The organism is Paenibacillus taihuensis (assembly GCF_003386535.1).
GTDB lineage: Bacteria > Bacillota > Bacilli > Paenibacillales > Paenibacillaceae > Paenibacillus_Z > Paenibacillus_Z taihuensis.
The window spans coordinates 27226-42974 of sequence record NZ_QTTN01000042.1 but is presented as its reverse complement, the minus strand read 5'-3'; the positions used below and the strand labels follow the sequence as shown (position 1 = coordinate 42974).

18 protein-coding genes and 1 pseudogene are annotated in these 15749 nt (G+C 48.8%); 2 read left to right on the top strand and 17 right to left on the bottom strand.

Translation table 11 applies throughout. The features are described 5' to 3' along the window. The first annotated feature begins 38 nt into the window (after window positions 1-38). Window positions 39-518, top strand: coding sequence for a MarR family winged helix-turn-helix transcriptional regulator (locus tag A8990_RS25690; RefSeq protein ID WP_116191894.1), 480 nt, complete (start codon window positions 39-41; stop codon window positions 516-518). 75 nt (window positions 519-593) lie between these two features. Here A8990_RS25690 and A8990_RS25685 read toward each other — a convergent pair whose 3' ends face one another. The 5 genes from A8990_RS25685 to A8990_RS25665 form a co-directional block, all read right to left on the bottom strand. Next, window positions 594-1661 (bottom strand): LLM class flavin-dependent oxidoreductase, encoded by a 1068-nt coding sequence (locus A8990_RS25685; RefSeq protein ID WP_116191915.1) that lies wholly within the window; start codon window positions 1659-1661, stop codon window positions 594-596. A 204-nt stretch (window positions 1662-1865) separates the two neighbouring features. Continuing rightward, a complete protein-coding gene (locus tag A8990_RS25680) occupies window positions 1866-2351 on the bottom strand; it encodes a DUF1572 family protein (protein WP_116191893.1) in 486 nt (161 codons plus the stop codon). Further along, window positions 2348-3529, bottom strand: a complete 1182-nt coding sequence (locus A8990_RS25675) for a YbfB/YjiJ family MFS transporter (RefSeq protein WP_116191892.1) — start codon at window positions 3527-3529, stop codon at window positions 2348-2350. The genes A8990_RS25680 and A8990_RS25675 overlap by 4 nt, the downstream gene beginning before the upstream one ends. Window positions 3530-3585: 56 nt before the next feature. Then, the gene (locus tag A8990_RS25670; RefSeq protein WP_116191891.1) at window positions 3586-4587 is read right to left on the bottom strand and encodes an aldo/keto reductase; all 1002 of its coding nucleotides are present in this window, start codon (window positions 4585-4587) and stop codon (window positions 3586-3588) included. A gap of 51 nt (window positions 4588-4638) precedes the next feature. After that, entirely contained in the window at window positions 4639-5619 is a 981-nt protein-coding gene (locus tag A8990_RS25665; protein ID WP_116191890.1) for an oxidoreductase, read from the bottom strand. Between the two features lie 193 nt (window positions 5620-5812). Here A8990_RS25665 and A8990_RS25660 point away from each other — a divergent pair, with 193 nt between their 5' ends. Continuing rightward, window positions 5813-6718: an AraC family transcriptional regulator gene (locus tag A8990_RS25660; RefSeq protein WP_116191889.1), complete on the top strand. Its 906-nt coding sequence runs from the start codon at window positions 5813-5815 to the stop codon at window positions 6716-6718. A gap of 41 nt (window positions 6719-6759) precedes the next feature. Here the strand turns inward: A8990_RS25660 and A8990_RS25655 are convergent, their stop codons facing one another. The 12 genes and pseudogenes from A8990_RS25655 to ilvB all read right to left on the bottom strand — a co-directional run bounded on the left by A8990_RS25655 (window position 6760) and on the right by ilvB (window position 15542). Then, a complete protein-coding gene (locus A8990_RS25655; RefSeq protein ID WP_116191888.1) occupies window positions 6760-7089 on the bottom strand; it encodes an NIPSNAP family protein in 330 nt (109 codons plus the stop codon). Window positions 7090-7138: 49 nt separating this feature from the next. Continuing rightward, the gene (locus A8990_RS25650; protein ID WP_116191887.1) at window positions 7139-7882 is read right to left on the bottom strand and encodes an SDR family NAD(P)-dependent oxidoreductase; all 744 of its coding nucleotides are present in this window, start codon (window positions 7880-7882) and stop codon (window positions 7139-7141) included. 72 nt (window positions 7883-7954) lie between these two features. After that, window positions 7955-8494 (bottom strand): NAD(P)H-dependent oxidoreductase, encoded by a 540-nt coding sequence (locus tag A8990_RS25645; protein ID WP_116191886.1) that lies wholly within the window; start codon window positions 8492-8494, stop codon window positions 7955-7957. A 23-nt stretch (window positions 8495-8517) separates the two neighbouring features. Beyond that, the gene (locus A8990_RS25640) at window positions 8518-8850 is read right to left on the bottom strand and encodes an NIPSNAP family protein (RefSeq protein ID WP_116191885.1); all 333 of its coding nucleotides are present in this window, start codon (window positions 8848-8850) and stop codon (window positions 8518-8520) included. A gap of 75 nt (window positions 8851-8925) precedes the next feature. Continuing rightward, entirely contained in the window at window positions 8926-9501 is a 576-nt protein-coding gene (locus A8990_RS25635) for a TetR/AcrR family transcriptional regulator (RefSeq protein WP_116191884.1), read from the bottom strand. Between the two features lie 59 nt (window positions 9502-9560). Next, complete coding sequence (locus A8990_RS25630) at window positions 9561-10499, bottom strand: HPP family protein (protein ID WP_116191883.1); 939 nt, start codon at window positions 10497-10499, stop codon at window positions 9561-9563. Window positions 10500-10516: 17 nt separating this feature from the next. Beyond that, window positions 10517-10720, bottom strand: a complete 204-nt coding sequence (locus tag A8990_RS25625; protein WP_116191882.1) for a hypothetical protein — start codon at window positions 10718-10720, stop codon at window positions 10517-10519. 38 nt (window positions 10721-10758) lie between these two features. Then, complete coding sequence (locus A8990_RS25620; RefSeq protein WP_245996224.1) at window positions 10759-11733, bottom strand: SLAC1 anion channel family protein; 975 nt, start codon at window positions 11731-11733, stop codon at window positions 10759-10761. A gap of 190 nt (window positions 11734-11923) precedes the next feature. Beyond that, window positions 11924-12814, bottom strand: coding sequence for a LysR family transcriptional regulator (locus tag A8990_RS25615; RefSeq protein ID WP_116191880.1), 891 nt, complete (start codon window positions 12812-12814; stop codon window positions 11924-11926). 86 nt (window positions 12815-12900) lie between these two features. Further along, complete coding sequence (locus A8990_RS25610) at window positions 12901-13569, bottom strand: DUF7002 family protein (protein ID WP_147306868.1); 669 nt, start codon at window positions 13567-13569, stop codon at window positions 12901-12903. A gap of 72 nt (window positions 13570-13641) precedes the next feature. Then, window positions 13642-13863, bottom strand: a pseudogene (ilvN, locus tag A8990_RS25605) (acetolactate synthase small subunit); the annotation flags it as partial. Beyond that, window positions 13860-15542, bottom strand: coding sequence for a biosynthetic-type acetolactate synthase large subunit (gene ilvB, locus A8990_RS25600; RefSeq protein ID WP_116191914.1), 1683 nt, complete (start codon window positions 15540-15542; stop codon window positions 13860-13862). The gene ilvB and the pseudogene ilvN, both read right to left, overlap by 4 nt. Between the last annotated feature and the right edge of the window lie 207 nt (window positions 15543-15749).

The window sequence follows — 15749 nt, the reverse complement described above, 5'->3', positions numbered from 1 at the left end:
ACATTAATATAATGGGCCTGATTAAGGAGTGCTGCAGTATGACTGAGCGAGATGCTGATGGCAAGGCACTTGATTTAAGATTGATCCGGGTAATGGTTAGAGCTGTGGACACGTTGTACTCGAGCTTGGAACATGCCATCGAGAGTTACGGGCTTAGCATGGATACTTTTCGCATACTCGAGTTTCTTTATAATAAAGGTCCTCAGACTATTCAGAAGATCAGCGAGACATTCTCGATTCCGAGCGGGAGCATCACATACGTTGTCGATAAGCTTGAGAAGAAAGGATTCGTCGAACGGCTCCCCCGCCCAGGTGATCGCCGGAAAATCAATGCTGCATTAACGACAGATGGTGTTCATTTTTTCGATGAAATCTTTCCTAAACACGTCCAGATCATCTCCGACAATCTGTCTTTCGCGACGGATGATGAGAAGCTTCAACTGATTGAAGTTTTGAAGAAGATCGGATATGGAATTAAGAATCGCACAACAGATACGAGTAAACGAGATACGGAATAAATGAACTTCTCTCATGAAACCATCGCCTGCTTGAAGGCGATGGTTTTTATTGTGCCAATGCCACGCGTGCCAAGCTTAACGTACGCCAGCTTCTTCTTCTTCGGCTTCCCATCTTGCAATTTCTTCCCGGACACGCGGAGCGACTTCGGTCCCAAGCAGCTCAATGGCCTTCATCACTTCATCATGCGGCATCGTGCCTACAGGCATGTGCAGGATAAACCGTGTGAAGCCTAATTTCTTACGCATGTAGATGATTTTCTCTGCTACCGTTTCGGGATCACCCACGTAGAGACTGCCTTCCAATGTTCGTTCGGCGTCGAAGCGCGAGCGGGTATAATCGCCCCAATGGCGCTCTTTGCCGAATAGATTGAACGAAGCTTGCGTCGGCGGAAAATATCTGTCGACCACGAGCTGCATGTTCTCGGCGACGAAGCCTAGGGAATGCACCGCTACGCGCAGCTTGGACGCATCATGTCCGGCGTGAGCGGCTGCCTTCTTATAGAGCTGCACAATTGGCGCGAAACGAAGCGGGCTTCCGCCAATGATCGCGAGCACGAGCGGCAATCCGAGCGCTCCGGCACGTATGGCCGATTCCGGATTGCCCCCACTTCCGATCCAGACAGGCAGCTGCTCCTGTACAGGTCTTGGATAAATGCCGAGATCCTTGAACGCCGGCCGATGCCCGCCTCTCCAAGTCACCTTCTCCGAGTCCCTGATCTTCAGCAACAGCTCGAGCTTCTCTTCGAACAGCGTTTCATAATCGTTCAGATCAAAGCCGAACAAAGGAAACGCATCGACCATGGATCCTCTTCCCACGATAATCTCCGCTCGTCCGTTCGAGATGCCATCCAGCGTAGCAAACTCTTGAAATACGCGTACGGGATCTGCAGCGGATAGAACGGTTACTGAGCTGGTCAGGCGAATGTTCTTGGTCACGGAGGCAGCTGCTGCCAGCACGATTGCGGAAGCGGAATCCCCGAATTCCTTACGATGATGCTCACCTACTCCGAATATGTCCAGCCCGACCTTGTCGGCCAAAGCGATTTCTTCCACGACCTGACGCAACCGCTCGGCATGCGTGATGGTATTCCCTGTACGAACATCCGGTGTTGTTTCGACAAAAGTATCAATGCCAATTTCCATTTTCATTATAATGACCTCCTCAAACTCTCTTTTTTACCTGCAAATTAAATATTCTAATATTAGATAATATACTTTTAGGTCACTAATCTGTCAACGATCAAATCTCCCTTCACATCCACATCGTTCCAGATGAAATCCCATAAAAAAAGCCGCGATATACGCGGCTAAACAATGAATCATTCGGATCTTATATCCAATTAGCGATTAGCGTGTGGACTTCTTTGGTACAGTTGTCGAAATATATGCGTCGTCCTTAAGAATCTTCGCAATGTACAGAATCTGCCCCATGTGCTCGGAGAAGTGTGTCACGCTCTGAATAAAAATTTCTATATTCGTTTGTGCTCGACTTCCCGTTTGTTGCAATTCGGATAGCTGCTCTGGGGTCATGGAGATTAAAGTCGACGTGACTTCTCCAAACATGGTTTCGGTCATCTCGATTAATTCCTGTTTGCTCTTTACTTGCGATTCAAATTCATCATCGCGATTTCGAGTATAAGGTTTGTTATTCATCCCTTTACCGATTCGGTCGTTTATATTCCCATTCATATGCACGATCAAATTCGTGATGCTGTTGCTTGCCTCATTCGGCCGCCAATTGACCTGCTGATCGTCTAATTGATTCAATACCAGTAGAATTCTGCTCGCAATAGCGTCGAATCTGTCTTTTAATAACGATTTAAGATCTATCATGAAATCACCTCATTAAGTTGTTGTTCACGCTTGCCAATACCAAGGGGCAAACTAATAGCTCCTACCAAAACGATAAGAGCAGCCCCGATGATCACATGGTTATAGCTGCCATCCTGCGAGATCACCCGGCCCGCAACGAGCGGTCCGATCATTTGCCCAAGACTGAAGAAAGTAGTCAGCCAACCGATGGTCTTGCGGTTGTTGTTCGGATAAAGATCCTTGGCGTATGCGACGAATAACGTCGTAATGCCCATAAAGGTCGCCCCGAAAAATACCGCGCCGATGAGTACCGTCGTTAAAGAAGGAAGCAATACCGGAATCGCGATGCCCACGGACTGAATCAGCATGGAAACGCTCAACGTACGCTTCTTCCCCCATCTGGCAGCAAGTAACGACCATATGATGCACGAAGGCGCACCTGCAATCCCCACAACCATCCAGCTGATCGATGTCAGATTCGGCAAGCTCGATACGGTTTTGGCGAATGCAACCAGGTATGTTCCTGTTACAATATAGCCTAAACCTTCCAATCCATACGCAATCATCAGAAAGATCATGATTCTGCGTGCAGCGTTTTTCGTGTATTTCGAATACGCCTGTTTTGAAGAAGCCATCGCCTTCTTCTCCGTACTTGGCTTGTCACGCAGCGCAGACCACGCCACAATGCTTAGGATCAAACTGATTACGCCAAGACCTTTCCAAATTGTGGTCCATTCTCCGTTCGAGCTAAGGACAGGAACTACCAATCCAGTCAACAGTATGCCTGCTCCAACGCCGCCGTAGAATGAGCCGGCTTGTAGTCCCGATAGATGCTCGAGAACGATGCTTGAAGTAATAACAAACACGACTGCACTGGCGAAGCCAGATAAGAATCGGAGCACGAGCCAGCCGTCGAGGCTGCCGAACTCGCTCATCATCCAGGTGGTCGCGATACTGACGAACAGACCGGCAAACAGCAGCGCAGATCGGTTTCTCACGTTAATCAGGGACAGCAAGAACGCACCGAGCAAGTAACCGAGATAATTGCTTGAAGCCAGGTAACCCGACTCCGCTGTCGTAAACAAGCGATGTTCCAACATGAAGGGCAGGATCGGCGTAAAGGCGAACCTGCCGATCCCCATAGCCACCATCAAGGCAGCGATGCCTCCGAATAGCACGAGAAATGTTCGTTTATTCATGTTCTCCTCCTGCCTGACCTCATGCCATACGCACTGCACATTGGCATGATTATCAATTACCTGTTGACGAGCGACATGCCGTCCTCCGTATACCGTTCGCCCGATGTGATGCCAATCGGCGCGGCTTCGTCCAGCATATTGACTTCATCCGGTGTTATTACGATACCTGTTGAAGCCACGTTCTCTTCCAAATTCGCTAGGCGGCGAGTGCCTGGAATCGGGATGCTGCCCTTGGCGATCGTCCAAGCCAGAGCCAGCTGTGCAGGCTTCACTCCCCGCGATTCTGCGATTTGGCGGATCGCCTCGACGATGCGCAGATTAGCTTTCAAATTCGCAGCATTCAGCCGAGGATCGGTATTGCGAAAATCCGTCTTGTGAAGCTCGTCCATCTTCAATTGGCCCGTTAAGAAGCCCCGTCCTAGCGGCGAGTATGGCACGAAGCCTATTCCTAATTCTCGAACAGTATCGAGCACTCCATTAGCCTCAACGCCTCGCTCGAACAAGGAATATTCCGTCTGTACGGCTGTAATCGGATGAACGGCGTGCGCGCGTCGAATTGTGCTTGCCGCAGCTTCGGATAATCCGATATGGCCAATCCTGCCTTCGGCGACCAGCTTGCTCATCGCGCCGATTGTCTCTTCAATGGGCGTTGTCGGATCGATGCGGTGAAGGTAGACCAAATCGATGTAATCCATCTGCAAACGGCGCAGCGAGCCTTCGATGGCTCTGACGACATTAGCCGGTCTGCCGTCCACGACGCGTTTTCCATCGACAACCTTGATCTTCCCGTCGTCCCCGAAACCGAATCCGACCTTCGTTGCGATAACCACACGATCGCGTATGCCGGCGAATGCGCGTCCAAGCAATTGTTCATTATGCCCCATCCCGTATGTTTCTGCGGTGTCGAAGAAAGTGACACCGAGTTCAATTGCCCGCTGCAGGGTAGACAAGCTTTCTTCATCATCGCTCGGACCGTAAATGTACGTGCTCATTCCCATGCAGCCAAGGCCCATTTGGCTCACTTTCAACCCTTGTGATCCCAGATCAACGTTCTTCATGCTGTTTCACGCTCCCTAGTTGTGATAGAAGTCTGTTGTTCATGCCGCCGTTTATTCTTGAACGATTCTAACGCCGGTTAGCTGCTCGCTCAGCTGCCATAGCCGCCCTGCAGCAACGGAATCGAATGCACGAGGACGCACGCCATGCATTTCGGTCGATTCATCGCTCGGCAGCGCTGCAGCGATCTCGCAATCTGCGCAGTAGACGCCGCCCATGCCTTCAAGCTTAGGGCTTGTCGCGCACCAAACACTCGTTGCAGCTCCTTGCTGAGGAGTCTTCCGGTTGTTCTCCGGATCGATAATGGGCTTACCGGACTTATCGATGATGTCCAGCGTATCTATCTCAGTCTTGGTAAGATAGCGCTGCAGATCTGTTGCAATGCCGCCTGGATGGACGGAGAATGCGCGCACGCCATGGCGCTGTCCGATCGAGTCAAGCGCGACAGCGAACAGTGCATTTGCCGTCTTCGCTTGTCCGTAAGCGACCCAAGGATTATATTCACGATGCTCAAAGTTCGGATCATGGAAGTCAATCCCCGCCCGCCGATGCGCGTAAGACGAGAGCGCTACGACACGAGCTCCTTCCGCGCGGACGAGTGCCGGCCAAAGCCGGACAGTCAGCTGAAAATGTCCAAGGTGGTTCGCTGCAAATTGGGATTCAAAGCCCCGCTGGTCATGTTCCAGCGGCGTGGCCATGATGCCCGCATTGTTGACGAGGATATGAAGCTGATCGAACCTGGTGAGGAATCGTGCTGCAAAAACATCGATTGACTCGGGATTAAGCAAATCCATGCTGTCGATCACTACACCCGGCATATCCGAGAGGCCCTTCTCGGCTTTCTCGATATCGCGGGCTGGCACAATGACCTTGGCGCCTGCGGAGTAGAATGCGCGTACGGTTTCCAGACCAATTCCGGAGTAGCCCCCAGTTACGATGACGATTTTGCCAGTTAAATCTATGCCTTGAATGACCTCGGCTGCTGTGGAAGCAGCTCCGAATCCCGAACCAATTGGTGCTTGTGGTGTTGCCATGCTATATCTCCTCCATGTATTGTGATTGTGTAATGATCTCGGCTCGACTTGAGCATCTTCATTATGCAATAGATGAACCGAATAGGGTTATCACGATCGTCTCAAATGATTGCATAATCCTATCACCGTATTTGCGCCTGAACGGCACAGTGTACTATGATGGGACTCAAATGAAACTTCACAGGAGAATGTTATGTCCCAGCAGCTGCAAGAACAACGAGAGACACTCGTTAAGTTAATCGATCGACATTCAGGGCGTGAGAACGGCGTCCACCCTACACTCATTCCTTCACTGTTCTTATTTCGTGAGAATCAAGCGACAAAGCCTAAGCACGGAGTTCACTCCCGTTCGGTTTGCTTTGTATTTCAAGGAGAGAAGGAAGTGCTGCTTGCCAAGGAAAGATATCGGTATACTCCGGCCGAGTATCTTGTGGCGACCGTTGAATTGCCGGTTATCAGCCAAATCATCGATGCTTCCCCTGAAGCTCCTTATCTAGCCCTCAAGCTGGATTTCACGCCGGAACAAATTCTCGAGGTCATGAAGGAATCGGGGATCCATCCTTCTCCTCAAGATCAAGCAAAACGCGGCATGTTTATCAGCCCGGTCGGAGCGCCATTATTGAATGCCATCTCCCGAGTAACCCAATTGCTGGATACCCCAGCGGACATCCCTCTTCTTGCGCCGCTGTTAATCAAGGAAATCCTGTATCGTGTGTTACAAGGAAAGCACGGCGGAACGCTGGCGCAATTGGCTGTCGAAGGCGGCGGTGCCTTTCGGATCAAAGAAGTCATTGACTATATAAAGGAGCATTACGTCACTTCGTTCCGTATCGATGAGCTTGCGGAACGAGCGAATATGAGCATTCCCACGCTGCATCGTCATTTCAAAGAGGTCACCGCCATGACGCCGATTCAGTTTCAGAAGCAGCTGCGTCTGCAAGCCGCTCGGCAGCTGATGCTCGCCGAATCATTGAATGCCGCCGATGTCGCCTTTCAGGTTGGATACGAGAGTCCTTCCCAATTCAGCCGCGAGTATGCCAGAATGTTCGGCCTCTCGCCGATTCAAGATGTCAGACGGCTGAGAACGTTAGATGCATAACGCAAAGCAGCCGGTCCGATGGGCCGGCTGCTGCGTTCCATTCATTTCGCTGGAGCTGGGAAGAAGGGTGCATTGTTCATGAAGATCTCATCGATTTTCTCATACAAGGGTCCATTGCTCTCCGTTTGCTTACGGATTTGGGCCCATTCGGGATCTTCCATGAAAGCCTGGAAGTTCTTCTCGCGCGCTTCTAAATCCTTATGCTCGATCACATAATAAAACTGGTTCACAGCTTCGTCGGCGTTCACCCAGAAGTTCGTGATGTTCAAGTCATACTTCGGGAACAGCCGCAGATTGTGTACCCGAAACCGATTCAATAGCTCTTGCAAACGCCCTGGTACAACGTGATAAATGCGCAATTCATACAGCATGGTCTCTATCCCCTTTATTATTTGTGTTAGAGTTGCTTGCGCTCGCTGCTTACCACTGACCTGCGTTTTGTCCGCCATCTACATGCAAGATTTCGCCGGTAACGAACGGCGCGGAATCCAGATAGAGAACGGCATCCACGATATCGTTCACGCTGCCCATTCTGCCAATAGGATGAAGCTTCGCCAGAAATTCATGCGTCTCTTCCGGGTGCATCGGTGTCTTGATGATGCCCGGCGCGACGGCATTGACGCGAATGCCTGTGCCGGAGAGCTCGATCGCCAGCGATTTCGTCGCCGTATTCAATGCGCCTTTGGTCAGCGCGGCAAGCACGGACGGAACGGATTTGAGCGGTTGCTCCGCGACTCCGCTCGCGGTGATTGTAACGATATGGCCGGCACCTGCGCCCAGCATTGCTCTGACCGCTTGCTGCGTGACATGGAAGAATCCGTTCACGTTGGTTGAAAGCGCCGAACCGTATTCTTCGCTCGTGATCTCGGCGAATGGCTTGGCAATGAAGATGCCCGCGTTGTTAAGCAAAGTATCAATGCGACCAAACCGTGTAATTGCTTTCTGAATCAATCGTTCGGCAATTTGAGGATCGGAGATGTCGCCTGCTACGAAATCTGAATGTTGACCACTCGGATCAATCTCTTGAAGGGCATGTTGAAGCGCCTCTTCACGACGGCCGTTAATCACGACGTTAGCGCCTTGCTTCGCGAATTCAATTGCTGCCGCCTTGCCCATACCGCTGCTTCCGCCTGTAATAACGACTACTTTTCCTTGGAACTTCATTCGTTTTCTCTCCCCTATTATATCTATTAGTAGATAGATTTATTTGAAAAAATTTTTTTAATAATTAATGAATTACGCTACTGTTACTGGTACTGCACCGCGAATGTGTTTGATATAATCAGCCGTACTCTTTGCCAAGCGTTCATCTGATAAATTCGATACGTCGCTCAATGCGAAATGTGGCAGATAAGTGCCGCTGATAAATTGCGTTGTTGCTTCGATCGGACGCAGAATTTCTTCAAGCGTGAAGCGATTGGAACCCGTAGGCTGATACGATTCTGCCGAACCATATGTCGAGATTGCCGCGCCGAATTCTTTGCCGGCTGTCTTCGAGCCATCCGGACCATAAGCCCATCCGTATTGCAGCACGGAATCGAACCATTTCTTCAGCAACGACGGAGAGCTATACCAGAAGATCGGATATTGGAAGATTACTCGGTCATGCGCTTCGATTAATTGCTGCTCCTTCTCTACATCGATGTTCTCGTCGGGATAAGCTTTGTATAGCTCGTGAACGGTAATATCGCTGTGCTTGCGAAGCTCTTGCAGCCACGCTGCATTGACGCGGGAAGTTTCGATGCTTGGATGTGTAACGATAACGAGTGTTTTCATGGTTGATTGCTCCATTCTTATAGTTAGTTTTGTTGTTTGTGGTTGATTAAGTTGATGTCCTTCATGAAATAGCTTTCTTGCTTCTTGACCAACGGGCCATCCACCTCGGATGCTGATTTAACCGCAATCCACTCAGGATCACTCCTGAAGCGTTCATAATTCATGTTGCGAATACTCATGCTGTCATGTTCAACAATGTAATAAAGGCGATTGTTCGGCTCCTCGACATCTTCCCAGAACTGCTTAATGCGCATGCCATGCTTCTCGAATAATGCGATCGTATCGTTCTCGAAGCGATCCATCAGAGCTTTCATCTTGCCTGGCTGAACGTCATAGACGCGGAGTTCGTAGATCATTTTGCCACCTCCCTTCAAGTAATCTCGCAGTCTATCTATTAAAAGGTAGATAGTGTCTGAAAAAAATCCGCTTCGTTAACTTGCAGTCAAAGCGGAAAGCAAGCCAGTCGCAATCATATCGAACCGGTTTGCATCGCGAAACCCTCGTGACAGCAGCTGCGCGCCTTGCAGTGAAGCGAGAAATTGATGTGCTTGAGCCTGCGCACTGCCGTCGAAGCGCAATTCTCCTTCGAGACGTCCTTGTTCGAGTACTCGCTCGAGGAACGTCAAGTTGGCCGTGAAGAAAGTGGCAAGCCCTTCTCTTACTTCCTCCGACAACGTCGCAAGGTCTGATGAGAGCATCACGCTCAAGCAAGCGCAGTTCTGCTGAACAGGTCCGCTGAAGATCAACGTGAATCTGCGAAGCTTGTCGAGTTGATTCGTCGCCTCGGCATCGATCTGAGCGCTGGCAGCATGGAAATGCTTGAGATACCGTGCGATCAGGGCTACACCCAAATCCTCCTTATTCGGGAAGTAATAATGGATGCTGGCGTTTCGAATCCCGACTTTCTCTGCAATGTGCGAATAGCTGAAGCCGTTAAATCCGAATTCCTGGACGAAGGCTTGAGCCGTATCCAAGATCAGCTCGGCCGTGTTGTTTGTTTTCGTCATGTGCTCATTCTACCTTTTAGTAGATAGTAAGTCAACTCATTTTTCGATCCTGATTTTGGTTACCTAACCGGAGCTGGTTTTGTTGTAGTTTGCATAGCCTCGCCCTGCTTTATTCTGAACATCCGATATGCTGCAGTTACAGACATAAGCACGCCTGTCGTAATAAAGACGCCAACCGGGAACCACCATGTTCCCCATGCCGGATAGATGAGTGGCATCAATGAGACGCCGAATGCCACAGGGACAGGAGCTTTAAACCATTTGCACAGAAGAAATGTGATCACTACGTTTATGACTCCAACCCAAATAATCGAGTCCGGCAACAAGTGTAACACGACAACCGCTACAATAGCCGCAATAGTTAACACCGTTAAACGCGGTGGGATCATTCGATAACCAAATTTCTGTGCATGAAACAGTTCAAATATAAGCGCAAATACAGGCGGAACAACGATGACCTCCATCCCTGCAGCGAATGCTACCCCAATCCATGCACATAGAATGATGCTGATGATGAGCGTGTCTGTCTTCTTTCGAAAACCCGCAGAATTACTCGTTCCCTTCTCTTGTTTCCGCATGTAGAATGCAGCCAACATGATCATAAAGGTAAAGATCGTCGTTGAAGTCGCAAATACATAATCATGCAGCACTAAGAAGATGGGCAGTAATCCAGCAGGAATGGTTGGTCCAAAATGAACGCGAAACACATGCATCAGGATGACGATGATGATAAAACCAAGCCAAAGCTTTAGCAGCGGCGATACATGTAATTCATTTAAGGCAGTTCCTAAGAAAGCAGCCAAACTTGGCGAAAGCCACAAGTGAACCGGCCTTCTTATCCAATGAGCGACAGGGAAAACCATGACGCCCATCGCCATGCCGGCAATTTCGGGGAAGAGAATATCCCGCTGACCGAAAACGATCGAACAAATGAGCATCGCGCTGATTAGCAGTAATGCTGCTGCCCAATTCCTGATCTTCCGCATATCTTCGAACATTTAGATATCCTCCTTTATTATGAACTCATCTCAGGCGAAGGCATTTGAATGAATGAGGTTTGAGCTCTGGCATACTGTTGACCATTTACCCATACATGATCGTTGTCATAACGCTCGACTAAGCCCCCGCCTGCCATCTTCGCTTCCACTACAACCATGATATATTGTGCGAAAAGAATCGCATTTTCAAAATCCACGTCATATTGAAGTTTTGTATACATTGTCACTCAACCCCTTAATTGGTTTGTGTTGGAATCGGTCATTGTTTAAGCAAATTCCCACTGAATAGCAGCTTCGTTGTTCGAATAAACAGGATGACAACGACCAAACTTAGTAAGACTAGAATGATTCCCGAAACGTCGATTAAGAGCCATGAGTCAACGAACATCGCGTATTTTAAAGCGGCATTGCTAAGAGCTGCCATCGGGAAGCTTACCCCCCACCAAGAAGCGCCAAACGGATTAGACTTTCGAAATACTTTGAAGAACAAGACGACGAATAGGAACAGTCCAAAGTAGTACAGAATGGAAGCGAATGAGTCAATGCGTTGTTCCAAATTCGTATACCCTAGAAAACCGACTTCAAAAGGCGCAATCATGATGATCATGGATGGCGTTAGACCTGTCGGCATCGGCGCATGATGAATCAGCCTGGAGAAGATTAATGTAAAGAATACCAAGGCCACGAATCCTCCGACTGCAAGGGACAATAAATTAATCTCATGTGCCCAAGGGAATGGCATGGTACCTCCGGCAACCGAAATGTCTAGTGTTCCAACTACGGGAATCAGTGATGCCGGAACCTTGTTAACGGGCTCGAAATTCCCGTTCAATAATCGAGTAACGAATACGAAGCAGAGAACTAAAGCCGATATCGTACCTATGATCCAAATGACTTGCCCCGTATGCTTGCTGTAAACGCCGACTATAGATGAAAGCAAGAGAATGGCAACCGCGATTGTTCCGTAAAAATTGCCGATGATCGGATGCATGAATTCGGTTTTCACCTTATGCGGATACAGCGCCCATTTCCATAGATATCCGATACCAAGCACGATAAAAAGTAAAATTGCGATCATTCCACTGATGTCTGCGATGATCGTTGGAACGCTAAACAATTGACTTGCCTGCCTCCAAGCTAATGACAATCCCGAGATCCCCATAACCGCCGCAAATAAATTAACGGGCAAAAATTGTATGGATCCTATGCTTCTTTGTTTCGTAACGGCAGCCATAGTTTGCATGAAACGGTACCACTCCCTATTAATAGATAGACAATTTCCAGTCATGATTCAGTTCCGAAATTTGCCGATGCCTTATTCTATGAAATCTAAAATGATTGTTCAATGTCATTGTTTCGATGAGAATGATAGATAAAAACAATCATAAGGGATTACGATCATAGCGAATGGAATCGTCTATTCGTTATCCCTGCTTCAGCATTCTAACGTGCGCGGTCAGCAGATCAATGAATCCTTGCGAAGCTTTCCCCATGTATTTATCACGAAGGTACACGATGCCCACTTCCCGGCTTAGCGTCGGATTCTCAATCGGGATTGGAATCAAATCTTCGTAGTTATACATCTCGAAGAGGGTTTTCGAAAGCACAGTCCCTCCTGCACCTGAGCGAACGAGCCCAAACAACGAATCAATCGTCGTCGTTTCGATCAGAGGCTGGAAAGTGAAGCCTGCCCTTATACACGTCGAATCGACCAGCTGCCGACACCGGTGGGTCTCGGGAAACATCACGATCGGCACATTCATAATCTCTTCGAAATTGATGGAGTCGCGGCCAGCATAGGGGTGCTGCGCGGTCGCAACAAAATAAAACCTCTCCTCATAAAGGGGAATCGTGTAAACCCTCTCGTTCTCGATCGGAAGAATCGTAATGGCTAGATCCAATTCATTCTGCAAGACACGTTCTACAATGTCTTCGACGCCGAAGATCTTGATTCGAACCTTTGGATAATCGCGATGAAATTGGAGCAGCAAGGACGAGACTAACTGATTCAGCTCTCCTGGAAGCGCGCCGATCGCTAATGTGCCTCGTTCAATTTGCTGGAGCTCCCCAATCTGTTCTTTGGCACTGGATAGATTGCCGAACGCCAACTTACTCTGTCTGTATAGAATCATTCCCGCTTCCGTTATTGCAATCTTCTTCCCGATCCGGTCGAATAACGGCACGCCAAGCTCGTCCTCAAGCGCCTTGATTTGATGACTTAATGAAGGCTGAGTAATGCCGAGCTTGACGGAAGCCCTGGTGAAATGCAATTCTTCGCATGTCGCGATGAAGTATTCCAACTGACGCATCTCCATCTTGATCGCCCCTTTCCCTCCGGCTGTCCATCTATGCTCTATGCTCTGTGCTTTGATGCTTACTATCCCTCATTTTGCCTCGATTATTAGGAATCGAAAGTTTGGAGCGGCCGAGCATATTTCCTCCACATTTCTGGAAGATCCGTGACCTGCTTGCAATAAATAGCCTCTATATAACGGGACAAGCCTGCTACTTTCCCTTCAACAAGGATTTCAAATATTTCGGAAGGTTTTGCAGGTAAGTAACTTGCTTTCATGGTTTCGAATTGCGCAATGGGCAAGAACATGTCCAAGCTTTTCTTATAGGAAGTACGAGCGGGATATCGAGGCGAGCTTCCGGAATCGTACTTGGATAACTTCACATTGTCAAAGAAGTCGCTTAGCAGCGCTTGCGCATCCAGCTGCAGCACGGCAAATCCCTCATCAGGTTCCCTTCTCGTATAGGTCTCCAGCATTTTGAGGCAGTTCCTTCGGGTCGGCCAGAAGAATACGTGCTGATCGAGATACTGCTGAAATTCACGCTGCGTGACGCCCGCAGCCATCACTTGATCTACAATACGCAGATGGGCATTCGCCACGAAAACATGACCATGTAGCTGCATTTCAATGCTGCTTCCTCGACTTTCTTCAGCTAGAGCAGGATTAGCTTCTATACATGAATACAGTGCATCGGCACGCGCCATGGAAGCGAGATTGCGGACTCTTGTAAAATGGAATAATGATTTCCGCTTCGCGCTGTTCGTTATTTTGTTCACGATTACTTCATCCCTATCCATCCAAGCTACCGACCTTTCAACGCTTCGTTCGTATCAAATCACAGCAACAGCAATCTGGATAACATCGATCAGTTTATTGAGCTGTCTTGTTATTTGTTCAAGCGTTTTATCATCTCCGGCTGTCACAATGATCATACGGGACAAGCCTGGTTCTTCCGACTGCCCTACAGACAGACTCTCAATGTTGAACCCGCGGCGACTGAATAATCCTGCTACTCGCTGCAGGACACCAGGATGGTTGTTTACTAGCATCGAGATCGTGTGAGTGTTCATTGTTCATCCCCCATAATCATGTCATCTATCGTCGAGCCTGGGGTAACCATTGGATACACGTTCTCGTCCTGACTGATTACGAAATCAATGAGTACGGGACCTGAGGTATCCATAGCTTCTCTCCATGCATTGCGCGCTTCGTCTTTGTTTGTGGCTCGGAGCCCTTTAACGCCGTAAGCTTCAGCCAGTTTGACGAAATCGGGGCTTCCGGAGAGGTCCATATGACTAAAGCGATCATCATAGATGAGTTCTTGCCATTGCCTGATCATGCCGAGAACTTGATTATTCAGAATGACAATCTTCACAGGAAGATTATGAATCGCGCAGATCGCAAGCTCTTGCGCGCACATCTGAAACCCGCCGTCCCCGTTGATGGAAACTACAAGACGGTCTGGGTTACCTGCCTGCGCCCCTATTGCAGACGGAAATCCGAACCCCATCGTTCCCAGGCCGCCTGAGGTAATGAGCGAACGCGGATGTTTAAACGAATAGAATTGAGCTGCCCACATTTGATTCTGGCCGACATCCGTTGTAAGGATTGCCTCGCCATTCGTTGTATCACTAATCATTTCAATCACGAATTGCGGCTTTAAGGGGTTGTCCGAATCAGTGTAACGAAGAGGGAATTGTGCCTTATTATCCTGTATTTCGGTCAACCACTCCTCTGACATGGCAGGTTTCACATGAGCGTTAGCGAGCATCAGTACGGATTTCACATCGCCAATGCACGGAATTGCAGTATGGACGATCTTCCCGACTTCTGCCGGATCGATATCAATATGCGCGATTGTTCTTGCTTTCGGAGCAAATCCGCTTAGCTTCATCGTTACCCGATCGTCGAATCGCGCACCGATGCTAATGAGGAGATCGCAATTCTGTAACGCTCTATTGGCTGTGTACGTACCATGCATCCCGGGCATCCCCATCCATAATTCATGCGCGCTTGGAAATCCGCCAAGACCGAGCAGTGTCGTCGTAACAGGAATTCTGGTTTTCTCAGCAAACGCAAGCAATTCCTTGGATGCATTCGAATATACAACGCCGCCGCCGGCCAAAATCACTGGCCGCTGCGCATGTTCAATAGCGCTCAGAAGCTTCTGAATTTGTGACTCGTCGGGATTGTCGTTCGGGCGATATCCTCGAATATTCGGCACATCTAATGGATATTGGAACATCATCATTTGGCTTGTTACATCCTTCGGTATATCGACTAGGACAGGGCCTTTTCGTCCAGTGGATGCAATATAGAAGGCTTCGTGTATAATCTTCGGAAGCTCATAGACATCACGAACGAGAAAGTTATGCTTGGTTATCGGCATCGTTAATCCGGTAATATCCGCTTCATGGAACGCATCCGTGCCAATTAACTCCGTCGACACATTCCCAGTAATGACGACCAGTGGAACGGAATCCATGTTAGCGGTGGCAATGCCGGTAATCAGATTCGTCGCTCCTGGACCAGAGGTGGCAAAGCAAACGCCAACTTTACCTGTAGCGCGGGCGTACCCGTCTGCGGCGTGAATCGCCCCCTGCTCATGCCGCGTTAATACGTGTTTAAAAGCAGGTACTTCATGAATAGCATCGTAGATGTTCAACACACTTCCACCGGGAATACCAAATACGCATTCCACGCCTTCAATAAGCAAGCTGCGAATAAGTGCCTCTGATCCTGTTACCATATCGTTACTATGCAGTCTGCCAAGCCAACCCTTCCTCGACTGTTCCTTCTCCTGCTGTCTCAACTCGTTCCCCTCCACTCACTATGACTAACTACGTTTGACTCATTCTATGAAAATCAAAATTATTGATCAATATCATTGTTTCTATGAAAATGATAGACAACATCGATAGTTACCAAATTCTGCATAAGGTCGCTCCATATCATC